19 protein-coding genes and 2 pseudogenes are annotated in these 23,358 nt (G+C 52.6%); 10 read left to right on the top strand and 11 right to left on the bottom strand.

Annotated elements, in window-relative coordinates; translation table 11 throughout:
- Positions 1 to 99: 99 nt before the first annotated feature.
- Positions 100 to 558, top strand: a complete 459-nt coding sequence (gene rpiB, locus HA50_RS26010; RefSeq protein ID WP_021186464.1) for a ribose 5-phosphate isomerase B — start codon at positions 100 to 102, stop codon at positions 556 to 558.
- 31 nt (positions 559 to 589) lie between these two features.
- A pseudogene (locus tag HA50_RS32205) lies at positions 590 to 685 on the top strand (hypothetical protein); the annotation flags it as partial.
- Positions 686 to 753: 68 nt separating this feature from the next.
- Here HA50_RS32205 and HA50_RS26020 read toward each other — a convergent pair.
- A complete protein-coding gene (locus HA50_RS26020; RefSeq protein ID WP_084879672.1) occupies positions 754 to 1,890 on the bottom strand; it encodes a porin in 1,137 nt (378 codons plus the stop codon).
- Positions 1,891 to 2,574: 684 nt separating this feature from the next.
- Here HA50_RS26020 and HA50_RS26025 point away from each other — a divergent pair.
- The 5 genes and pseudogenes from HA50_RS26025 (at position 2,575) to HA50_RS26045 (ending at position 5,698) form a co-directional block, all read left to right on the top strand.
- On the top strand, positions 2,575 to 3,699 hold the full coding sequence (locus HA50_RS26025) for an alkene reductase (RefSeq protein ID WP_084879673.1): 1,125 nt from the start codon (positions 2,575 to 2,577) through the stop codon (positions 3,697 to 3,699).
- A gap of 152 nt (positions 3,700 to 3,851) precedes the next feature.
- A pseudogene (locus tag HA50_RS26030) lies at positions 3,852 to 4,030 on the top strand (type II toxin-antitoxin system HicA family toxin).
- Positions 4,031 to 4,056: 26 nt separating this feature from the next.
- The gene (locus tag HA50_RS26035; RefSeq protein ID WP_084879674.1) at positions 4,057 to 4,467 is read left to right on the top strand and encodes a type II toxin-antitoxin system HicB family antitoxin; all 411 of its coding nucleotides are present in this window, start codon (positions 4,057 to 4,059) and stop codon (positions 4,465 to 4,467) included.
- 132 nt (positions 4,468 to 4,599) lie between these two features.
- The gene (locus HA50_RS26040) at positions 4,600 to 4,908 is read left to right on the top strand and encodes an ArsR/SmtB family transcription factor (protein WP_084879675.1); all 309 of its coding nucleotides are present in this window, start codon (positions 4,600 to 4,602) and stop codon (positions 4,906 to 4,908) included.
- Between the two features lie 292 nt (positions 4,909 to 5,200).
- A complete protein-coding gene (locus HA50_RS26045; protein WP_084879676.1) occupies positions 5,201 to 5,698 on the top strand; it encodes a GNAT family N-acetyltransferase in 498 nt (165 codons plus the stop codon).
- A 49-nt stretch (positions 5,699 to 5,747) separates the two neighbouring features.
- On the opposite strand, the gene aegA is transcribed toward HA50_RS26045, so the two are convergent.
- On the bottom strand, positions 5,748 to 7,715 hold the full coding sequence (gene aegA, locus HA50_RS26050) for a formate-dependent uric acid utilization protein AegA (protein WP_084879677.1): 1,968 nt from the start codon (positions 7,713 to 7,715) through the stop codon (positions 5,748 to 5,750).
- A 129-nt stretch (positions 7,716 to 7,844) separates the two neighbouring features.
- Entirely contained in the window at positions 7,845 to 8,486 is a 642-nt protein-coding gene (locus tag HA50_RS26055; RefSeq protein WP_084879678.1) for an HD domain-containing protein, read from the bottom strand.
- Positions 8,487 to 8,601: 115 nt separating this feature from the next.
- Here HA50_RS26055 and HA50_RS26060 point away from each other — a divergent pair, with 115 nt between their 5' ends.
- Entirely contained in the window at positions 8,602 to 9,564 is a 963-nt protein-coding gene (locus tag HA50_RS26060) for a GlxA family transcriptional regulator (RefSeq protein ID WP_084879679.1), read from the top strand.
- A gap of 2 nt (positions 9,565 to 9,566) precedes the next feature.
- Here HA50_RS26060 and fhuB read toward each other — a convergent pair whose 3' ends face one another.
- The 3 genes from fhuB to HA50_RS26075 are packed head-to-tail and all read right to left on the bottom strand — an operon-like array spanning position 9,567 to position 14,682.
- Positions 9,567 to 11,561: a Fe(3+)-hydroxamate ABC transporter permease FhuB gene (gene fhuB, locus HA50_RS26065; RefSeq protein ID WP_158087443.1), complete on the bottom strand. Its 1,995-nt coding sequence runs from the start codon at positions 11,559 to 11,561 to the stop codon at positions 9,567 to 9,569.
- Positions 11,558 to 12,514, bottom strand: a complete 957-nt coding sequence (locus HA50_RS26070; protein ID WP_084879681.1) for an ABC transporter substrate-binding protein — start codon at positions 12,512 to 12,514, stop codon at positions 11,558 to 11,560. The genes fhuB and HA50_RS26070 overlap by 4 nt, the downstream gene beginning before the upstream one ends.
- Positions 12,508 to 14,682: a TonB-dependent siderophore receptor gene (locus HA50_RS26075; RefSeq protein ID WP_084879682.1), complete on the bottom strand. Its 2,175-nt coding sequence runs from the start codon at positions 14,680 to 14,682 to the stop codon at positions 12,508 to 12,510. Before HA50_RS26075 ends, HA50_RS26070 begins: the two co-directional genes overlap by 7 nt.
- Positions 14,683 to 14,862: 180 nt before the next feature.
- On the opposite strand from HA50_RS26075, the gene HA50_RS26080 reads away from it, so the two are divergent.
- Positions 14,863 to 15,645 (top strand): AraC family transcriptional regulator, encoded by a 783-nt coding sequence (locus tag HA50_RS26080; RefSeq protein WP_158087444.1) that lies wholly within the window; start codon positions 14,863 to 14,865, stop codon positions 15,643 to 15,645.
- A 41-nt stretch (positions 15,646 to 15,686) separates the two neighbouring features.
- Here the strand turns inward: HA50_RS26080 and ompC are convergent, their stop codons facing one another.
- Positions 15,687 to 16,820 (bottom strand): porin OmpC, encoded by a 1,134-nt coding sequence (ompC, locus tag HA50_RS26085; protein WP_084879684.1) that lies wholly within the window; start codon positions 16,818 to 16,820, stop codon positions 15,687 to 15,689.
- Positions 16,821 to 17,085: 265 nt separating this feature from the next.
- Here ompC and HA50_RS26090 point away from each other — a divergent pair, with 265 nt between their 5' ends.
- Entirely contained in the window at positions 17,086 to 17,805 is a 720-nt protein-coding gene (locus HA50_RS26090; RefSeq protein ID WP_084879685.1) for an SDR family NAD(P)-dependent oxidoreductase, read from the top strand.
- A 185-nt stretch (positions 17,806 to 17,990) separates the two neighbouring features.
- On the opposite strand, the gene HA50_RS26095 is transcribed toward HA50_RS26090, so the two are convergent.
- The 4 genes from HA50_RS26095 to HA50_RS26110 all read right to left on the bottom strand — a co-directional run bounded on the left by HA50_RS26095 (position 17,991) and on the right by HA50_RS26110 (position 23,116).
- The gene (locus HA50_RS26095) at positions 17,991 to 21,152 is read right to left on the bottom strand and encodes an efflux RND transporter permease subunit (RefSeq protein ID WP_084879686.1); all 3,162 of its coding nucleotides are present in this window, start codon (positions 21,150 to 21,152) and stop codon (positions 17,991 to 17,993) included.
- On the bottom strand, positions 21,152 to 22,324 hold the full coding sequence (locus HA50_RS26100) for an efflux RND transporter periplasmic adaptor subunit (RefSeq protein WP_084879687.1): 1,173 nt from the start codon (positions 22,322 to 22,324) through the stop codon (positions 21,152 to 21,154). Before HA50_RS26100 ends, HA50_RS26095 begins: the two co-directional genes overlap by 1 nt.
- 36 nt (positions 22,325 to 22,360) lie before the next feature.
- Positions 22,361 to 22,711 (bottom strand): helix-turn-helix domain-containing protein, encoded by a 351-nt coding sequence (locus tag HA50_RS26105; protein ID WP_084879688.1) that lies wholly within the window; start codon positions 22,709 to 22,711, stop codon positions 22,361 to 22,363.
- 150 nt (positions 22,712 to 22,861) lie between these two features.
- Positions 22,862 to 23,116, bottom strand: coding sequence for a YdgH/BhsA/McbA family protein (locus HA50_RS26110; protein WP_084879689.1), 255 nt, complete (start codon positions 23,114 to 23,116; stop codon positions 22,862 to 22,864).
- Positions 23,117 to 23,358: the final 242 nt, after the last annotated feature.

Raw genomic sequence — 23,358 nt, forward strand, 5'->3', positions numbered from 1 at the left:
ATGTTGAACATATGAACGATATTGTGGCAGGCTGTATGAGAAGAGTGGATCGCCTGTGAAGATCGCAGGCCTGAGCGCATAACCTGCTGGAGAAGATGTATGAAAACTATTGCCATTGGTGCCGATGATGCGGCCATCGATCTGAAAAACCTGATTAAACGCTATCTGGAAGAGAAGCAATACGATGTACAGGACTACAGCAATGATGCGCAGAATGATCGTCCGATGTACCCGGATGTGGCATTTGCGCTGGCTACGGCTATCCAGCAGGGTGAGCATGATCGTGGCATTCTGCTGTGTGGGACCGGCATCGGTGTGGCGATAGTGGCAAACAAGGTCGCAGGCGTGCGCGCGGCGCAGTGCCATGACACTTTCTCGGCAGAGCGGGCGCGTAAAAGTAACAACGCACAGATTATGACGATGGGATCGCGTGTCATTGGACCGGAGCTGGCAAAGAATATCGTCAACGCCTGGCTGGCATCAGAGTTTGAAGGGGGAGGCTCGACGGCAAAAGTCGAAAAGATCGGTTATTACGAACAGGTCTGTCAGGCGAAGTAACTGAGTGACGTTTGTACCTCTGGAGAATCCTGTGTCATCACGCCGGGAACGGGCCAATGCCATTCGCGCGCTCAGTATGGATGCAGTACAGAAAGCCAAATCGGGACACCCGGCTGCCCCGATCGGTGCTGGCCTGATAAAAAATGGAGCATCACGATGATGCTCCATTATTATCAGTTAACGACAGAACCGTTATCAGAAGTCGTAGAATAACGTAATCCAGGTTGCGTCAGCTTCATTATCTGAAGTGCTGGCAATGGTGCGTTCTACGTACAGAGATAAACCGTGGCCGAAGTTACTGCCCACACCTAAATAAGTGTGGTTAGCATGATACTCTTCATCACCTTTAAGGCGCAGTGAGTCGGCAGCAATATAAGGCTGTACCGATTTAAACCAAGGGGCATCGATATTGAAAGTGTAACCGACGAAACTTTCCAGACCATATCCGCTACCGGCGAAATAGTGATCGACGGTTGAATAACGCGTGCTCGGCACAAAGTCTTTGTAGTAACTTGCGGTTCCCACAATATACCAGTTGCCTGGCTGCCACGTCAGGGCAGTACCCGAAAGCTGCTGATGGTATTTCTTCTCGTTATAATCATTATCACGCATGGTGGCATTCGTGATGCTATACGCCGCACTCAGGGTCAGCGATTTAGTCAGATTATAATCGAAGCCTAAACCCTGGCCGCTATTACGACGATAGAAAAGGCCATCCCCGGCATTCAGGTTATCTTCTGGTAACAGGTAATTGGCATAAACCGTCAGATCACCAAAAGTATTTTTATACTTGATGCTATTCTTGGCTCTGTTTGCGCCGTCGTAGTTGCCGTTGATACCAATCCCGGTACCACCTGCGTGACCATCGTTGTCCCAGACGTCACTTTTCATACCCACAACTTCGTAATAGATGCCGTACTGATGGCCGTAGGTCAGGGTACCGTAACGGTCATCTTTGATGCCCGCGTACAGTTTCCTCTGCGTATCACGCTGTTTACCTTCAGGATAGTGGCTATCCCATCCGGCAGCTTTAGCCAGATCGACACCCACTTCATACATGGCAATGACCGATGTATGCTGGCTGAGTGCGTAATCGCCACTAAAGCGGAAACGGGTGCCACCATCATGACCATTTTTATAATAACCCGGCTCCGGACCATTATTAAAAATGAATTCAGGGCGAATACTGCCGCCAAATTGCAGACTCAGCGGCGCTAACAGCGCATTGCTGTCCTTGTTCTTTTCAAGGATGGTTATTTCAGCGTGTGCTGAATTGGCTACGGCCAGCAACGTGGCTGTGGTGAGACATAGTGATGTGGTGAGTTTTTTCATAGTATCCATTTCTTATTATGATAACGCTTAGAAAAAGCGGGCTGAAATTTTTACCATGATTGAAATGTATTGAATATATAAAATTCTTATATCATTCGACAGTGATAAGAATAGTTCTCAGGAAGGACATGACCCAGAAGATAATATGTGAACAAAATGACGAGGTATCGAACTTGTTCAGGTTGAATTACATACAGTGGGGTTATTTATTAATCTAAATTACCAATTTATGCGAAAAGACGCTTTAGGCTCGATATCATAAGACTTCCTGCGTCTGGCTGTCATTTTTCTATGTTATGCGGGTAATTTTATGAATAAAAACTGGTCAATTAGTGGTTGAAAAAATGTTAATTAAATAGAATGAAATCTGTATAGATTTCACTTAATGTCGATAAAGAATTTATCATAATGATAAGCGTCTCATAATGCCGTCAATCACAATCAGGTGTGATTGGATTAACGAATGTCAGATAAATAACCCATGAAAAACAATGGCTAACATTTCCTGCGGGTTCTTCATGTAAATTTAGATATTGATAAATCTCAATATGACGATTAGGATGCTTTCCACACCAGACACATGATTGCTCTGGAGCAGCGGATGATCACCCTGGTATGTCATTCAACCTGTTCTGATTTTAATCGTTTATTCATATTCAATAATATAGATATATAGGTATCATGATGGATAACAACGCTCTCTTCACCACCACCCATCTGGGTCCGTTCACCCTGAAAAACCGTATTGCATTGCCGCCTCTGACCCGCTCACGTAGCTCACAGCCGGGAAATATTCCGAATGAATTAATGGCGGAATACTACAGCCAGCGCAGTAGTGCGGGTTATATGGTCACTGAGGGCACGCAGATAGAGCCGCGTGGACAGGGTTATGCATGGACTCCGGGAATCCACAGTGCTGAGCAGGTTGCAGGCTGGCGCAAAGTCACCCGCGCGGTTCATGACCGTGGCGGCATCATTTTTGCCCAGCTGTGGCATGTAGGCCGGGTTTCGCATACGTCATTGCAGCCGGGAGAAGCCGCGCCCGTGGCTCCTTCCGCCATCCCTGCGGGTGATAACGTTAAAGTCTTTATCGAGACAGGACCCGGCGCAGGTATGTTGGCTCCGGCCTCTGTGCCGCGCGCGCTTGAAACCAGCGAAGTGAAGGACATTGTGAAGATGTACGCCAAAGCTGCGCAGAATGCGCTGGATGCCGGTTTTGACGGCGTCGAGATTCACTGTGCTAACGGTTATCTGGTCAATCAGTTCATGTCCATCCACAGCAATCAGCGTGAAGACGAATATGGCGGCTCGCTGCAAAATCGTCTGCGTTTTCTGCGTGAGGTAGTGCAGGCGGTTGCCGATGTCGCCGGGAAAGATCGCGTCGGTGTGCGTTTTTCGCCGCTGTTTAACGACACAAAAGAAGAGCGTGTCTATCTGGGGCTGGTCGAGGATAACCCGCACGAAACCTATACTGAAGCAGTTAAAATCCTGCAGGAAATTGGCATCGCTTATCTTTCGCTCGCTGAAGCCGACTGGGATAACGCACCAGAGTTGCCAGTCGCGTTTTACCAGCAAGTCCGCGATATCTTTGGTGGCACCATTATGTATGCGGGGCGTTATACCAAAGAGCGCGCAGAGCGCATCCTTAACGCTGGATGGGGCGATATCTTTGGCTTTGGCCGTCCCTTCATTGCCAACCCTGATTTACCGGCGCGTTTAGCCAATGGCTGGCCGCTGAACGCTGTCGATGCTGCCACTATGTACGGTGGTACAGCGAAGGGTTATACCGACTATCCGCAGTACGAGTGATCTGCTGCTGATTCTGCCCCGCCATTCCTAAGGATGGCGGGGTTTTTATTGTGATATCCTGCGATAAAAATAACTCCAATAACCCTAAAAGTGTTGTTGTGTGGAGTTATTGGAGTTATTATTTTTTTATCAGAAAACAACAGGACCGAGGGATGGACAGCAGGAAGTTAATTGCAGAAATCAAGGCTGATGGCTGGATTCTGATAAGGGTAAACGGTAGTCATCACCATTTTACCCACCCGACAAAACCGGGTCTGGTAACAATACCGCACCCCAAAAAGATTTACCGGTTGGTACGGTAAAAAGCATCAGGAAACAAGCAGGGATCTAACCCCGCTTACTCGAAGAGGCTTAATTATGTTTTATCCCATTGCGATCGAGGCTGGCGACGACAAACACGCATATGGCGTGACAGTGCCCGATTTACCGGGTTGCTTTTCCGCGGGTGATACCCTGGATGAAGCGATAGCAAATGCAAAAGAAGCGATAACCGGGCATATCGAGTTATTGGTTGAGTTGGGGAAGGATATTCCCTCAGTGTCTAGTGTCGGCTCACTTGCTGGTAATCCTGATTATGCAGGTTACACATGGGCTGTCGTTGACGTGGATGTCACCCGTTTGCTGGGTGGCTCTGAGAAAATCAATGTTACGTTGCCCAAATCACTGATAGACCGGATTGATCGTTGTGTTGCTACGCACCCGGAGTTTAAAAGTCGTTCGGGCTTTCTGGCTCAGGCAGCTCTTGAGCATATCACCTCATCACACTAATGCTGAAAATGCTCCCCTAAAAGAGGGGGGGGCATTTTACCATCGCTGCTTCAGGGCTGAAGAAGTGCATCCCCCATCGGGATATTGTAATATCGTGATATATCGACGTGATAAGAGAACGAGTGCCGGGTAATGTCTGAAATCAAATTAAATGATGTGCTAAAAGCGCTGAGCAATCCGGTTCGGATGGAAATCCTGCAGTGGCTCAAAGAGCCCAAAAAGCATTTTGATCAGCCCTATGCGGATGCCGATGAGGTTGGCGTGTGTGTCAGCATCATTCAGGAGAAGGTAGGATTGTCGCAGTCCACGGTGTCACTTTATCTTGCAGCCCTGCAACGTGCACAGCTGGTGACTTCTCGTCGCATCGGCCCATGGACCTATTACAAACGTGATGAAGAGAAGATTGCCGAGTTTTTCCGTTTACTGGAAAAGCAGGTCTGACCGGGGAGTCAGACGTCACTTTCTTACCTTTGAGCTTTTTTCATCAATTGTCGCGCCTCAATGATTTGCAGCAGGGGCGAACTGAATTTTCTATCATCCCACTTAACATTCATCACTCTCCCGACAACAGGATTTGTTCTTTCATCCAGCTATGGTTGGCGGTATTGACTCTGGACGGACTGATGGCAAGCTCATTGGCGGCTGAGATCACACTGCAAACAATGCAGTACGTTCATTATTTTTCCGCTGTAGAATAGCCGCCCATTTGTTCCTGTTCAAACCCGGAGGAGTTATGTCACGGTGGGAATTCCGCCAGGCCACGATGGCCGATCTTGACCATTGCCACGAAATTGAAGCTGCGGCGTATCCCGCAGATGAAGCTGCCACACGCGAAAAAATTGCCATCCGTATCCGTGATTACCCGGAGGGATTTCGCTGTCTGGTCGTGGAGGGCTCCCTGATCGGGTTTATCAATTGCGGTTGTGCCTGGGAGGTTGAGATGTCAGCAGAGGAGTTCAAACAGCTGATTGGTCACGATCCACAGGCCCCGAATGTGGTCATCATGTCGGTGGTGATTCATCCTGATTATCAGGGGCAGGGCTGGTCGTCAGTGATGATGAAGGAGTTCGTTGCTCTGATGGCCGCGACGGGGAAAGAAACCATTCACCTGATGTGCAAGCAGGGCTATCTCGGCCTGTATGAAAAAGCCGGATACCGCTTTACCCGCCAGTCTGAATCCACACATGGTGGTGAGGAATGGTACGAGATGATCATGGACCTCAGGTCTTAAAAACACTGCCACTGCGGATGAAATAAGCCCCGCAGTGGCGAGCAGGGCGTTAATGTTTGATCCCCAGCCAGTCCATCATACCTTGTGCCGCATGGCGGCCTTCCGCCATTGCCGTCACCACCAGATCGGCCCCACGCACCGCATCACCCCCGGCGAAGATCTTCGGATTGCTGGTCTGATATCGATACGCGCTGTTGACGCTGGCAGCGATACGCCCCCGGTTATCCAGGCGCACATTCTGGCCTGCCAGCCATGGCATGGCATGCGGATTGAAACCAAACGCCATAATCACGATATCAGCAGGCATCACAAACTCACTGCCTTCAATCGGTACTGGCCGACGGCGTCCCGTTGCATCCGGTTCGCCGGGTTGTGTACGCAGCAGACGAATGCCACACACCTTGCCGCTGTCGTCCAGTTCCAGCTGTACTGGCTGCACATTAAATTCAAACGCTGCACCCTCGTCGCGCGCGTTTTTCACCTCTTTGCGTGAGCCGGGCATATTGGCCTCATCACGCCGATAGGCGCAGGTAACTTTGCTGGCTCCGTGGCGCAACGCCGTGCGCACGCAGTCCATCGCGGTATCGCCACCGCCCAGTACCACGATATTCAGACCTGCGGTATTGATAAACGGTTGTTCTGCACTCTCCGGCAGGCCCATCAACTGCCGGGTATTGGCAATCAGAAACGGCAGCGCTTCACAGACACCGGGCGCATCCTCGTTGGGCAGGTCGGCCTTCATCGAGCGATAAGTCCCGACACCAAGAAATACCGCGTCATAGTCGTTAAGCACTTTATCCAGCGCGATATCTTTGCCAATTTCGCAGTTCAGCTCAAAACGGATGCCCATCGCACTGAAGATCTCACGACGTCGCGCCAGCAGCGATTTATCCAGCTTGAAGGAGGGAATACCAAAGGTGAGCAGACCGCCGATTTCCGGGTGGCGATCATAAACCGTCGCGCTGACGCCATTGCGTGCCAGCACATCGGCGCAGGCCAGCCCGGCAGGTCCGGCACCGATAATGGCAATGCGTTTCTTCACTGGCTGCACTGCGCTGAGATCGGGCCGCCAGCCCTGCGCCAGCGCCTGGTCAGAAATATAACGTTCAATATTGCCAATGGTTACCGCGCCATAATCGTCGCGCACCGTGCAGGCACCTTCACATAGCCGATCCTGCGGGCAAACGCGGCCAGTGATCTCCGGCAGGCAGTTGGTCTGATGAGAAAGCTCCACGGCGGCAGCAATGTTGCCTTCTCTCACCTGCGTTACCCATTGCGGGATATGGTTATGCAGCGGGCAGGTCCATTCACAGATGCTATGTTCGCCGCAGGTCAGGCAGCGTTGCGCTTCACGCAGTGCCTGGTCGGCACGAAAGGGCAGATAGATTTCGTCAAAGCCGGCTTTGCGTGCGGCCAGCGGCAGTTTATCCGGTTCACCACGCGGTGGGGTTTTACGCATATGCTGCACTTTATGATCGTCAGGCACCGGCGTTGCCGCTGCGACTTTATGCCACGGCTGCGCTTCCTGGCAGGCCGTGTGCAGGCGGCGCGCTTGCACCAGGTTTGTCAGTGCCGCGTCATTCACCAGGCGCAGTGCATCTGCCGGGCAATGTTGCGCACAGGCCGGGCCGTCCGGGCGCTCAAGGCAGAGATCGCATTTGTGCGCAGTGGCTTTCACCTGTCCTCCCTCCAGCGGGGTGACCAGTACCTGCATGGTGCCGAAAGGGCAGGCAATGGCACAGGATTTACAGCCAATGCACCTTTGCTGATCAACCTGCACCGAATCACCCATGCGGCTGATGGCACCCATCGGGCAACTGCGAGCGCAGGGGGCATCTTCACAGTGATGACAGGTGATGGCATTGCGCTGCTGCTGATGTTTAATCACCGTAATGCGCGGATGAAACTGCTCGGGGCTTAGCACGTGTTGCTCATCGTTATGCGCCATCACGCAGGCGACTTCACAGGCACGACATCCTATACATTGCTGGCTGTTCGCCACAATAAAACGGTTCATGACAACCTTCTTGCTGGCTTAAGAAACCATGGGTTTTATGTGGCTATTAAATTTACCGGGTGCACCTGAGTCAGGCAATGTTCATTTGCCCAAATCAGGTGAACTTACCGCAGTGAGGCAGGGAGGTGTTCAACTTTGCCAGCGCGACTGGCGGATCACGTTGCAGAAATTCATCGGCGTAAATCCCGCGTCCTTGTCTTTCAGCACATCTGCCTTGACGTTACCAAAGGTAGTTGCGGGTTTGTGTTTAATGCCATCGTAGAAGGCCTGGATAATATCCTCCTTAAAATCAGGCGTGCGAGGATGCTGCATAACCACCGCTTCCCGATCAGCATCGCTAAAGGTTTCATAGCCCATTCCCAGCACATCCATTTCCACACCTGCGGTAACAAGGGCGATTTCTGGTGCCATAAACTCAGGAATCCCCGGCGTGGTATGCAGGGCGATGGCGGTCCACACTTTGTCGATGTCTTGCTGTTTCACGCCGTAACTGCGCATAAATTCACGCGCCGCATTGGCTCCATCGACTTCAAAACGCTTATCGCAGCTGCAATGTTCATGAGTCAGTCCGATGTCATGGAACATACACCCCACATACAGCAATTCATGATCGACTTTGATATCCCGCTGCCTGCCCGCCAGTGCTGCCCAGTAAAAAACCCGACTGGAGTGGTTGAACAGCAGGTCCGATTCTGTGTCACGAATAAAGGTGGTGGTATCACGGGCCATTTGCGTATCGGGAATGCGGATCCCCTGAAGAGTGAAGTTCATGTTATTTCTCCGGTTGAATGTCTGTCGCTCATTCTAAAAGAGAAGCGGAATGTCTATAATAGTATTAGTTGGGCAATATCGGACATACAGACATAAACCGTCATGAGGAAAGAGGATGCTGCATCACGTCGTGATCCTGGCAGTGCCAGGCGTACAATTGCTCGATGTTGCCGGGCCGCTGGATGTTTTTGCGGAAGCCAATCGTATCCTGCGCCGTGAGGTGTATAAAACCAGCGTCATGTCACTGGCCGGGGATAGCGTTCAGTCTTCTTCCGGCGTCAGGATTGCAACGGATAGTGCGCTGGCCACGTTTGCCACGCCAGCGGGATTAACCTTTCTGGTGGCGGGTGCGCCCGATATTCACGATCAGGTATTGGATGAGGGACAGATTGCCGCCATAACCCAGCTGTGTCGTCAGAGTCACCGTTATGGCTCGGTTTGCACTGGTGCGCTGTTGCTGGCGCAAACCGGTTTGCTGGATGCACGGCAGGTCACCACGCACTGGTCGGTGGCGAAAGAGTTGTCACGACGTTATCCCGCGACCCGGGTTGATGCCGATGCCCTCTATATCGCCGACGGCCCGGTGCGTACCGCGGCAGGGGTGACATCGGGCATGGATTTGGCGCTGCGTTTTGTCGAGGAAGATGTCGGGCGGGAAGTTGCGCAGGATGTGGCAGCCAACCTGGTGATGTTTTTTCGCCGACCCGCAGGTCAGGGCCATTTTATCCGTAAACAACAGACATCCCTCGCTGGCCGTTCGGCGTTACAGGATTTACAGCGCTGGGCGTTGACCCATCTTGATGAAGTCAAAAATGCGGCGCATCTGGCGCAGCACCTCAATCTGAGTCCCCGCCATGTGAATCGCCTGTTTAATCAGGAGATGGGCCTGGGAACCGCAGAATGGCTGGAGGGGGCGAGGATTACCCGCGCCCAGGAACTTCTTTGTGCCGAGACCCCGATGAAATCCATCGCTTCCTTGTGCGGCTACAGCAGCAGTGATGTGATGCGCAGAGCCTTTATCAAGGTGACCGGTCTGACACCCACGGTCTATCGGAAGATCTACGGTGCGAAAAAATAAGGTCAGGCTGCTCTGCGGCCCCGCAGCATAATAATCACCAGATAGATCCCCCCAGTCAGGGATGCAATCGCCCCGGTAGCGATTTCCCTGGGAAACAGCATCCATCGACCCATCCAGTCGGCAGCCAGCATCAGCAATGCGCCAAAAGAGGCGGAGGTGAGAAGAAAGGGCAGCGGTTTATCCGCTCCCTGCATTCTGGCCATATGCGGCGCAACCAGACCGATAAAGGATAAAGGCCCGACGATCATCGTCGCCATGGCAGTGGCAGACGCGCTGAGCAGCCATAACACCAGGCGTGCAAAGCGAATGTTGATGCCCAGCCCGTAAGCAACCTGAGCGCCCAACGGCAATATCACCAGCCAGCGTTGAATCAGCGGCAGGATGGCAACCAGAGCGATAGCCGAGAGGAGCACAATTTCAGCCTGATGCGGTCTGACGCTATAAGTGGAACCGATCAACAGACTAAACAACTGCATGACGCGCAGGTCACCACTCGCCATCACTACGGTTGATACCGCTTGCAGGATAAGCGTCAGTGATACCCCTGCCAGTAGCAGCGTCTCCGGGGCATAGTGGGAACGGCGGCCGAGCAGCAGCAACAGCAGTAACACCGCGCCGCAACCCAGGGCACAGCCCATCACGATATTGCCGGTATTGGCTGGCGAGAGAAAAAGGGTGGCAGTGATCCCCAGCGCGCCACCGGCGGTGATCCCCAGCAGGTCCGGGCTGGCCATGGTGTTTCCTGACAGGTTCTGGATGATGCCACCGGCAATCGCCAGCAATACCCCGACGGAAATGGCGGCGGTGAGCTGTATCAGGCGCAGCGAGACCCGTGGGGCGGAATGCCAGGGAAATTCAAGTTGCCAGCCATGTAACCCTTTCCCCAGCACCAGGAAGACCAGGCTCAGCACCAGCAGGCATACCAGATTAGACGTCAGCAGCGCCCAGCGGGACTTTTTCTTCTCTGCGGGCACCGTCATGGCGGGGAGCACACGGGTTTCACGCGGCATCACAGACGTTTTAGCGCGTGACAGATAACCCAGTATCACTGGCGCGCCAAGTAAAGTCGTGACCGCACCCACCGGGATCATCAGCCCCCACAGCCCGGACAGGCGACGTGCCAGTTCATCGGCCAGCCACAGAAGGACCATGCCAAGTACTGATGCCCACAACAGGCGATCCCGTAATCGACGGGCACCGGCAAGACGCGCCAGATGCGGTGCGCCGAGACCGACAAAACCGATGATGCCCACAGAGCTGACAATCAGCGCAGTGATCAGCAACACCGCACCCATGGTCGCCGCCAGCAGCCATGGAACAGAAATGCCCAGGTTCTTTGCCTGAACGTCTCCGGTTCCATAGATGCCCATTGGCCGGGCAAACAGCAGACAAAACCCAATACAAGGCAGCAGATGCAGGAAAAGTTGCGTGGTACTGCGCCAGTCATACTGTGCCAGAGAGCCACCCCCCCATAGCGCCATAAAACTTAATTGCCGGAAGTACAGAATCGCCAGTATGACCCCGACTGCGCTGCAACACAGGTTCAGTATCATTCCCGCCAGAATCAGGGAGACCCCCGAGGTGCGCTGACGCAAAGCAATCAGCATGACAAAACACAGCGCCAGCCCGCCCCCGACAAAAGCAACCCATTCTCTTCCGGCGATGAAGAGTACCGGGAAGAATACCGTCACCAACGATAGAACCAGATAAGACCCTGAGGCGATGCCCAGCGTCATGGGTTCCGCGAGCGGATTACGCAACATCTGCTGGCTGACCACGCCGGAAAAAGCCAGCCCGGCCCCGCAGATCCCGGCCATCGCCAGGCGTGGCAGATCGTTATAAAGAAAAATAAGCACCCCGATGCTATCGGGCCTGGGGGTTACAAGGGCGGCGTACCATAACGATAACGGCAGATAGTGGGATACTCTGAGCCAGAAAAGCACAGCGGCCAGCGCGCAGACCATAAAGATGATGAAAATAGCGACAGGGCGCTTCATGAATTTACCCAGGAGCATGGTGGCCCGGCATGGCTGCTGGCCGCCGAGGTAATGGCGCAGGCCAGTGCGTCAGTGAACGCTATCGCCGAAATCACGCCGCCATTGGCCGGTGTGGGTGGAATAAAAAGATGGTGGCCGGGCTGCCGAAAAGGCAGCGCCTGCCATACCGGGTTGTGCTGCAACATCAGCCTGACGCTGATGGGCATCGGCGAAAAAGCGATCAACAAAGCTTCAGGTTCAGCGTAAAGCGCATCATAGCCGGTGGTGGCGAAACCAGAGACGGCGGTGGGGGCATGGCAGGCGTTAGTCACCCCAAGCCGGGCAAGCAAATCACCGTACAGACTTCCGGCACCCGCCAGGCGGACGAAGGCTTCATCAATAAACTGCACAATGAACACTTTTCGCTGTGCCGCCCCCGGCAGCATCGCGAGGCGTTTGCGCGCGGTTGCGAACAGGTGCTGCGCCCTGAAAATCACCGCCTGTGCAATTGCCACCCGGTTGAAAAAATGACCCAGAGTCATCAATGCCGCACTGGCTTGATCAAAGGCGTATCGTCCATAGGAGTCGGCTTCACCCACGGTAAGAATCGGCGCGATGCGCTGCAACAGCGGAGCGATGACGGCATGAGCAGGCGTGATAATGATCAGTTCCGGGCGTAACAACGTCAGCAGTTCCAGATTGGGTTGATAAATCAACCCAACGTCTGCCACCGCCGCAGGTAATGTCACGGCGTGAAAAGTCTGTCGGAATCCATCGGGATTGGCGACCGCAACAGGGGTGATCCCTAACAGCAGCAGGGATTCTGTCAGCATCCAGTCGAGAACGATAATTCGCTTCCCGCTGGGTGGCACCTCAGCAGCACGTCCCTGTGCCAGCGTGAATTGCAGCCCGAGCAAGGCAGACAGCCGCAGAAAATGACGTCGGCTGACTGATGCGCATCCGGAACTTACCATTGGTATTTGATACCCGCCAGGACCATGCGGCCCGCACCCCAGTAGCAATAAGACTGACCGGTACAGCTGGCAATATAGTGTCGGTCAAACAGATTGCTGGCGTTCAGTGACGCCATCCACCCTTCCAGCGAAGAACTGAGCTGGCCCAAATCATAACGTAGCGCGGTGTCCACTAAGGTTGCAGAGGAGGTTTTGAAGGTGTTGTTAGTGTCACCGTAAGAACCACCGATATAACGTACACCAGCCCCGAACTGCCAGCCCGCCAGTGCGCCGGAATACTGGGTGTAATCCGCCCACAGCGAGCCGGTATTACGCGGAATCCCCACCGGGGCTTTACCTTGTGCGGTGTTGCTGTTTGTATTGGTGATGTCGGTGTAGGTATAGCTACCGATTAACTGTAAGTGGTCTGTCAGGCTGGCGTGTGCCTCGGCTTCGACTCCCCGGGATCTGACTTCACCGGTCAGTACGCTAAAACCTGAGTGTTCGGGATCGCTGGTCTGGACATCGGTTTTATTTATCTGGAACAAAGAAAGCGTAATGAAGCTGTTGCTGTGCTTCGGCTGGAACTTAACACCTGCCTCATATTGTTCGCCTTTCGACGGTGTAAACGCCTTACCTTCATAATCCGTTCCCAGCTGTGGCTGGAAAGACTGTGAGTAGCTGATGTAAGGGGCGATACCATTAGCGAACTGATAAACCGCACCGGTACGCCAGGTAAACGCACGGGCCGACTGATACTGTGTCTCCTGCGTTTTAAAGGAATGCGTACTGTTATTGGTCCAGTCTTCCCTCATGCCCAATAAAAACGACCAGTTACCGACATCAATCTGGTCCTGTCCGTAAGCACCGAGCTGCTCCAGCGTCGCCTCTGTGGAGGTGGCGTACATGAAATTTGGGCCAGGGATAGTCTGCCCATATTGCGGGTTACTGATGCTCAGCGACGGTGCGGCTGCGCTGTAAAACCAGTGGCTGAAGCGGATGTGCTGATAATCAACGCCAAACGTTGCCTTGTGAGACACCGCACCGGTGGTGAATGTTGCCAGTGCCTGATTATCGAGCGTATGCGCGTCAACATCGCCATAGTTGAGATAGGCGGTGCGATTCAGGGTTTTGCCATCAGCATTAAATCCGTCATTCCCGACATACTGTAATTTCTGGCTGTTGCGCAGGAAGCGATAGCTTTGTTTCACTGACCAGACATCATTAAATCGGTGAGTTAACTCTTCACCAATCGCACCTTGCGTCTTGCGGAAGCTGTCGAAGCTGGGATCGCCAGGGTTCAGGCTGCGTGGCACCTTGATGTTCCCATTGATGGGGACAGAATTATAATATCCGGCATCCGGGTCTGTCTGATAATTACCGTACAGCGTGAAATGCGTGTCGTCGTTTATTTGCCAGGCGAGGCTGGGCGCGATGGAAAAGCGACGTTCCTTAACAAAATCAGTCTGGCTACTGGTATTAAAGCCGTCTGCTGCGATGCGGTAGAGCACAGTCTGGTCATTATTCAGCGCGCCACCCACATCAACAAAACCCTGAGCTCGGCCATAACTGCCCGTTTGTACGCCTGCCTCATTCAGCTGATTTTTCTGCGGCAACTTGCTGACCATATTCACCACGCCGCCCGGTGATCCCTGCCCATAAAGGACGGAAGCCGGACCGTGTAATACTTCGATACGCTCAAACATATAGGGATCGAAGCTGGTCACGTTATAGCCGAAGCCACCGGACGGGCCGGGGGTATACAGGCCATTCCAGAGTTCGTCGATTAAAAAACCTCTGCCATAGAGATATTCCAGTGAATCCGTATTCGCCCCGCGCTGTTCCGACGCGATACCGGAGGTGTAACGCAGCGCCTGGGCCACACTCTGGACATTCTGAATAGACATCTGATCCCGTGTGACGACAGAGATGGCCTGGGGCGTTTTAATCAATGGCGTGTCAGTTTTGGTTCCGGCCGAGCTTTGATGAGCAACATAACCGTACACCGGCCCGTTACCGGTTTCTTTATAGTCCTGTGCATTGACCTCCATGACGTTTTGATCCGCCTGGGTGGTTTGTTGCTGCGTAGCGTGAGCCACCACCGGAAGTAATAAAGTGATTAACAGTGGATATTTCCCTGATGCAGGTGAAATGACGCAGGTAGCCCCATAAATTTCCGAAGATTTCATTTCATCAATTCCGATTCAAATGAAGATGTCGCTATGTTTTTTTGCGTATGCAAACAAGAATGAAAATCATTTTTATTTTCATATTTAATCATATCAGATGGGCTGCTAGGGTGTATTGCCAATAAGTTTTGCAAAACAGACATGTTTTGGCGGAATTTGCCGTCAATAAGCGGAGATAGTGTGGAAGAGACATGGCATTACTTTTCGCAGGGACAATATCAGCAGCAGTCTCGTCCGGTGATCGCTAATACCTATGAATACCGGAACGGCGATCGGCAGGCGTGGCATTCTCACGAGCAATTACAGTTTATTTTCACCACCCGTGGCGTACTCAGCGTGATCACCAGCCAGGGCTCCTGGACGCTGGGACCGAATCGCGGATTATTATTGTTACCCCGTACTGGTCATGAACTGTATGCATCCGGTGAAGCCCTGATGCACAGTATTTATATTGAACCCGATGTATGGCGTCATGAAAGAAAAGAATGCTGTGTTTTGCTGGTTTCTTCCCTGCTGCGTGAACTGGTGCTGGAAATGGTGAAAGAGCGCCGACAGGAAACTTATATTCTCTCCGAAATGATTGTGCCGTTGTTGCTAAGAGGATTACACGAGGCACAGGAACTGCAGCAGGGGTGTTTGCCTCTTCCCGAAGATCGACGACTCCAGAAAATCTGTAAGGCGCTGATGCTGGCACCGTCAAATAATGAATCACTGGAAATATGGGGTGATCGCATCGGCACCAGCGACAGAACGCTGAGTCGGCTGTTTATCAAACAGACCGGTTATACCTTTGGCCAATGGCGACAACAGTTACGGCTGGTGGAATCGATGACCCGGCTGGCGCAGGGGATGTCGGTTGCCACCATAGCGACGGAACTCGGCTATCGAAGTTCCAGCTCTTTCATCACCATGTTCAGAAAGGCGATGGGGGAAACACCGCAAAATTACTTCAAAAAGGGATAATCAGGGAAAATACGGGCGAGGATCTCCTCGCCCGGTAACAATCAGAACTGGTAAACCATGCCGACTGCCACAACATCACTGGTGCTGATGCCAGCAGATTGAGAGAACTCACTGCTATCCATCAGGTTGATCTGGTAGTCGACATACGCATTCATGTTTTTATTGAAGTTGTAGGTCGCACCGATATCAACAAATTTCACCAGATCCTGGTTGCCATAGGTATTGCCATCAGCGGAGGCACCCAGATGTTTGCCGCGAGTCTGGTTATAACCAATGAACGGTACTAAACCGAAATCAAAGGTATAGCCAGCATAGGCTTCAAACAGGTCTGACTGGTTCGCATAACCATAAGCGCTGTCGTCAGAAGAAGCAGAACCAAAGCGAGAGGCGTTATAGGCGCGTGCATACATCACGGCCAGATAAACATTGTTGGCATCGTATTTAATCGCGCCAGTATAGGCTTCCGCTTTTGAACCATGGCCCATGATGCCGCTGGTCAGGCTGTTCTGCTCGTTGGTACGGTCGCCGCTCATGAATGCGCCAGCAATGCTGAAGCCTGCGCCTATGTCATACGATGCTGACATACCAAAGGTATCGCCATTCTGGCGCAGCACATCACGCACGCCCGGCTCACCGCCGCCATCGTTTTTACCCTGATACTGCAGGGCAAAATGCAGGCCATCTACGAGGCCAAAGAAATTATCATTACGGTAAGTCGCCAGACCATTACCACGGTGGAACAGGAACTGGTCTGAGTTATAGGTCAGGCCATCAAACTCAGGCTGCATATCGGTATAACTGAACGCGTCATACATGATGCCGGAATTACGACCGTAATCGAACGAACCATAATTACCGTATTTCAGACCTGCGTAACCAATACGGGTATACATTTGATTGGTCTGATTTTCAGTCTGATTCAGGTTCCATTGCGCCTGCCATTGGCCATAGCCGGTGAGCTGGTCGCTAATCTGCGTTTCGCCACGGAACCCGAAACGCATATAGGATTGGTCACCATTTACGCTTTTATCATTACTGATATAGTTCTCACCAACCACCATGCCGTTGATGTCTAATTTGTTACCATCTTTGTTATATACTTCAGCAGAATGTGCTGCGCTTGCAACAATAAACCCTGCGATAGCTAAAGAAAGCTTTCTAATAGGCGTTTTCATTTTATTCCTCGTATAAACCACTGCTTGTTTTTGTATGGGCGCGGGAAAAGTTCCCCGGCGATAAATTTTCTAACATTGAAAGCATTTTTAGTAAATCTGCTAATGCAAATAAGGCACAATCGGGTAAATGATAAAATTAATACTGAGAAATGCCTAAAAGAGCACAATTTCATAAATAGTTCGCCTGCTAACTTATGGTATTTGATAACGCAGGCTTACAAAATGCTATTCAAAACTTTACAAAAGTTAAATATAGAAAAAACTTATGAACTGGATCTTAACCGGTGTTGAAGCCGGAACGGGAAAAGAGGTTGCCAGGCAGATGCTCCGCAAAGGGCATCATGTTACGGCTATTGTCAAAAATTATTTAAATGTTACAGACTTAACCTCTTTATACCCTGATAATTTCATAGCTGAGGAAATGAGTAGTTATGAAAATTCAAATATAATCAGTTGCTTAAAGGTTGTTTTTGGGCGCGAGTCTGAAGTGGACGGGGTGATATTATGCGATAGTCATAATTTAGCTCAGTCGGCCGAAGAAATGACTTCTCTGGATGTTAATTCCGCACTTATTTCAGGAATCAATGAGCCTATCCTGTTGGTTCGTGCATTAATCCCATTTTTCAGAAAACGAAAAAAAGGGCAGATCATTTTAATTTCAGCACCAATTGATAAAAAAATGCCGGGTAGTGTTGCGATTAGTTATGCAATCAAAAAAGGATTGAGAGCATTTATTGATTCAATAACGGATGAAATTTCCGCTTATGGCATCAGGACGCAGGTTATTAATGTCAGATCTGACGATGAATTATCCAGTTTTGAACTCGTTCGTCCGACGAGTACAATTCCTTTGAGTGACAATTGCAAACCGGACGGTCTGATGAGTAAAACTGTGGCAGAGGATGATTCCCGCAGACTACTCACTCAGAAAATTAGCGATGGGATTAAACAGAAATATATGACTGAGAGATATTCATTGCGCTGATGCTGTGCCCGTAGTTGAGTAAAATAAAATCTCACCCTCGTCTGTGGTTCTTTTACCTTCCGCTCTGCCAGATATCTCACTTTTCTTTCCTGTGTCTATAACGTAATCAATCGGTCATCGTACGGATAAAAAAAACCAGCCGGTAAAACCGGCTGGTTTGATGATGCTAGCGGGTGACAAGCAGGCTAGTGGGCGATGTATTCGTCCTCATCATCGTCCTCATCATCGTCCTCATCATGCGCCTTACCACCAAAGCGGTTGCGCACCACGACGAAGAACACCGGAACGAAGTAGATTGCCAGCAGCGTCGCCGCCACCATGCCACCGATCACCCCGGTGCCCACCGCGTTCTGCGCGCCGGAACCGGCACCCGAACTCAGTGCCAGTGGCAGTACGCCGAGGATAAACGCCAGTGACGTCATCAGGATTGGACGCAGACGCATACGGGCGGCCTCCAGGGTGGCTTCCACCACGCCTTTACCTTCTATCTCAATCTGGTCTTTGGCGAATTCCACAATCAGGATGGCGTTCTTCGCTGACAGACCTATGGTCGTCAGCAGGCCAACCACAAAGTAGACGTCGTTATTCAGACCACGCAGCATGGTGGCAACCAGCGCGCCAAACACGCCAAGCGGCACCACCAGCATCACCGAGAACGGGATCGACCAGCTTTCATACAATGCGGCCAGGCACAGGAACACCACGATCAGCGAGATAGCATACAGCGCCGGGGCCTGCTGGCCGCTCATCCGTTCCTGGTACGACATCCCGGTCCAGTCATAGCCGATGCCTGGTGGCAGCTGCTTCGCCAGCTGTTCCATCAGCGCCATCGCCTCACCGGAGCTTTTACCCGGTGACGGCTGGCCGAGAATTTCGACCGACGACAGGCCGTTGTAGCGTTCCAGACGCGGTGAACCAAACACCCATTCTGCGCTGGCAAAGCTGGCGAAAGGCACCATTTTGCCGTTGCTGGCGCGCACGTACCAGTTGTTCAGGTCCTTCGGCATCATGCGGTAAGGCGCATCACTCATCACGTAAACGCGCTTCACCCTGCCCTGGTCAATGAAGTCGTTGACATAGCTGCCGCCCCAGGCGCTGCTCAGGGTGGTGTTGATGTCGGTGAGATCCACGCCCAGCGCGGTGGCTTTTTCCTGATCGATATTGACCTTATATTGCGGGCTGTCTTCCATGCCGTTCGGACGCACCGCCGTCAGCACGTCAGGGTGTTGACGCGCCAGTTCCAGCAGTTTGTTACGCGCGGCTGTCAGCTGCTCATGGCCGAGGCCGCCCTGATCGATCAGCTCAAAGTCGAAGCCAGTGGCGTTACCCAGCGCAATGATGGGCGGCAGGTTAAAAGCCACCACGTTACCGTCCATGATTTTACTGAACGATTTCATCGCACGGCTGACGATACCATCAACCGAGTTCTCGCTACCGTCACGTTCTGACCAGTCTTTCAGGCCGACAAACAGGATGCCCACGTTCTGACCGCGTCCGGCAAAGCCGAAGCCGTTGATTGACAGCACGTTCTCAACGTTCTTTTTCTCGTTGGTCAGATAGTAATCGCTCACCTGGTCCAGCACGGCCTGGGTGCGTTCCTGGGTTGCGCCAGCTGGCAGGATCGCCTGCGTGGCCAGCACGCCCTGGTCTTCCGACGGCAGGAACGAGGTGGGCAGACGCATAAACAGCACCGCCATACCCGCCACCAGCACGCCGTAAATCAGCAGAAAGCGACCGCTGCGATTCAGCATGCGCGCCACGGAATTGGTGTAGTGATGGGCGCTCTGATCGAACTTGCGGTTAAACCAGCCGAACAGGCCACGATGCTGACCGTGGGTACCCGGTTTTACCGGTTTCAGGATGGTCACGCACAGGGCTGGCGTCAGGATCAGCGCCACCAGCACGGACAACGCCATCGCCGACACGATGGTAATGGAGAACTGACGATAGATAACGCCGGTACTGCCACCGAAGAAGGCCATTGGCACAAATACCGCCGACAGCACCAGCGCGATGCCGACCAGCGCACCCTGGATCTGCCCCATCGATTTTCGTGTAGCGGCTTTCGGTTTTAGCCCTTCCTCGGCCATCACACGTTCGACGTTCTCCACCACCACGATGGCATCATCCACCAGCAGGCCTATCGCCAGCACCATGCCGAACATGGTCAGGGTGTTGATCGAGTAACCAAAGGCGCTAAGGATGCCAAAGGTGCCGAGCAGCACCACCGGCACCGCAATGGTCGGGATCAGCGTGGCGCGGAAGCTCTGCAGGAACATGTACATCACCAGGAACACCAGCACGATCGCTTCAAACAGCGTTTTCACCACTTCGTGGATCGAGATGCTGATAAACGGCGTGGTGTCGTAGGGATAAACCACCTTCAGGCCCGGCGGGAAAAAGGGCTTCAGATCATTGATTTTGGCGCGGATGGCATTGGCGGTATCCAGCGCGTTAGCGCCCGCAGCCAGCTGAATGCCGAGTGCGGAAGCCGGTTTGCCGTTAATTTTCACCACAAAGTTGTAGTTCTCACCGCCACGCTGAATGCGGGCCACGTCATGCAGGCGCACCTGTGAGCCGTCGCTGTTCACCTTCAGCAGAATGTTGCCGAACTGTTCCGGTGAGGTGAGGCGCGTTTGAGCAATGATCGAGGCGTTAAGCTGCTGACCCTTCACCGGTGGCGCACCGCCGAGCTGGCCAGCGGCGATCTGCGCATTCTGGGATCTGATCATGCTCATGACATCGACCGGGGTCAGCTGGTAGTTATCCAGCTTGTTGGGGTCGAGCCAGATACGCATCGCGTACTGGGAACCGAACAGGGTGGTGTCGCCGACGCCGTTGATACGGCTGAGAGGGTCCTGCAGATGGGAGGCCACATAGTCCGCGATATCTTCCATGCTCATGTGGCCGGATTCATCGACGAAGCCCGGCACCAGGAAGAACACGCTGGAGGATTTACGCACCGAGATGCCCTGCTGCTGAACTTCCTGCGGCAGACGTGGGGTGGCGAGCTGCAGCTTGTTCTGCACCTGCACCTGGGCGATATCCGGGTCCGTGCCGTTCTCAAACGACAGCGTGAGCTGCAGCGTGCCGGAGGAGTCGCTGTTGGAGGACATGTACATCAGGCCGTCCAGGCCACTCATGTTCTGTTCGATCACCTGCGCCACGGTATTCTGCAGCGTGGTGGCGTCAGCGCCGGGGTAGGTGGCGCGGATCTGCACCGAGGTGGGGGCGACGTCAGGGTACTGTGCCACCGGCAATTTGAGGATCGAAATCCCCCCGGCCAGCATGACGATAATCGCCAGCACCCAGGCAAAAATGGGCCGGTCAATAAAGAATCTGGACATCAGTCAGCGGTTCCTGTGGACGAAGAGGAGGAAGCGTTTGCAGCAACAGGTTTAACGGTCATGCCTGGTTGAGCCCGCTGGATACCGGACACAATCACGCGCTCCCCGGCCTGCAGGCCACCATTCACACGCCATTTATCGCCTTCCGCCTGCGAGACGCTGATGGTGCGCACTTCCACTTTGTTATCACTACCGACCACCAGCGTGGTGGCTTCACCGCGCGGGGTACGCGTAACGGCCTGCTGCGGGATCAGCAAGGCCTGGGGATCGGTGCCTTCATCCAGACGTGCGCGGACGAACATGCCGGGCAGCAGGGTATGATCCGGGTTGGGCACAATCGCACGCAGGGTGATGGAGCCGGTGGTCTGATCGACGGTGACGTCAGAAAAAGCCAGCGTCCCGGTGCGGGGGTAGACGGCACCGTCACCCATAATCACGCTGACGACCGCTTTGCCCGCGTTCTGACGCAGCTTGCCGGAGGCCAGTTCCTGTTGCAGGCGCAGGAAATCGCCGCTCGACTGCGTCACATCGACATACATCGGATCAAGCTGCTGAACGGTTGCCAGCGCATCGGACTGGGCATTCTGCACCAGCGCCCCTTCGGTCACTGACGAGCGTCCAATACGTCCGCTGATCGGCGACGTGATGGTGCTCCACGCCAGATTGATACGGGCGGTTTCCTGTGCGGCACTGGCGGCTTCCACTGCTGCGCGCGTCTGGGCGGCGGTCGCTTCAGCCTGATCAAAATCCTGACGGCTGATGTAATTAGTTCCGGTCAGTGAGCGGTAGCGGTTGAGCGTCACCTGAGCAATACGCGCATTGGCTTCGGCCTGTGATACGGCGGCTTTGGCATTGTTAAAGCTGGCACGAAACGGTGCGGGGTCGATTTGATACAGCGTCTGACCCGCCACCACATCGCTGCCTTCGGTGAAGGCACGTTTCAAAATGATGCCAGAAACCTGCGGACGAACTTCGGCCACGCGGAACGCCGAAGTACGCCCTGGTAATTCAGTTGACACGGCTAAAGACTGGGTATTGAGCGTGAGGACCTGCACTTCTGGCGCTTCCTGCGCCTGAGCAGTTTTCCCTGAGGAGTCATCACATCCTGTTAAACTTAAAATGGTGAAAGCGCATAGCAAAGCCAGAGGCTTAAGTGCCACGTTATTGGGCATTGTTATAGTCTCCCGGAAACCGGCAATGACGTTGAATTAAACCTGGAAATTTAAGTTATGTGTTTTCATGCGACGATAAGTCGCAGGCGGCACATTATATTTCCGGGCGAAAGAGCGGGTGAAAGACTGCTGAGAGTCGTAACCATACTTAACGGAAATTTCGATGACGGCTTCATTGCTATCAATGAGATCATGTGCGGCAAGTTCCAGCTTCTTGTCACGAATATAATTGCCAAGGCTGATATTCATGATGCGATGGAACATGCGCTGAAGATGCCACTTTGAATAACCAGAACGTTGTGCAACATCCTCAATTTTGAGTGGGCTGCGAATGTTTTCATCTATCCATGTCAATAGCTCACAGATAATGGTTTCATGTCGGTCCATTCTTACACCTGTACAATCGAATAATGATGAGAGATGAAGAAAGACGAAATAAAAACAAGCATTTATGCAGCGGAACACACAAAATTATGCGCAGAAACGATAATGGTTTCTGAAAGTGGGCTTGCCAATGTCTATTTCGTCTTCGCGGGATTATTTATAAATCTCAGCCACGCCATACAGTTTGTTTACTCCACCTGCTGAGATTACTTTCATTGCGGTTGCACCTTTGGCCTGGGCTTTATCAGACAGCATGTCAGTCAGTCCATCGAGCGAATAAGCACCTTCGGCAGAAACCACGCCAAATTTCTGTTTGCCAGAGATATCGGATGAAATTTCAGCAGCGAGCGCGCTGGTAGCAGTCAATAAGCTCGCAAGAGCAATGACAGAGACAGTTAAAATCTTCATGTAAACCTCAATTCAAATCCGTTAATGGAGGGAATAGCCTAACGACAAGGTAATAGTATCATTGCGAGATACATTTAATTAGAGGGGATTACCGATAAGCGTTATGAGTGATACTCATCAATTTTGACCCGAATCGTTAACAATTCGCAAAGGTACCGTTTACTATTTGACCTGAATCACATAATTTTCGGGTAATCGGATAAGACATGTGAGTATTTCACATATATCAAAGTCCGGGCGAA

It is taken from the genome of Pantoea cypripedii (genome assembly GCF_002095535.1).
Lineage (GTDB): Bacteria > Pseudomonadota > Gammaproteobacteria > Enterobacterales > Enterobacteriaceae > Pantoea > Pantoea cypripedii.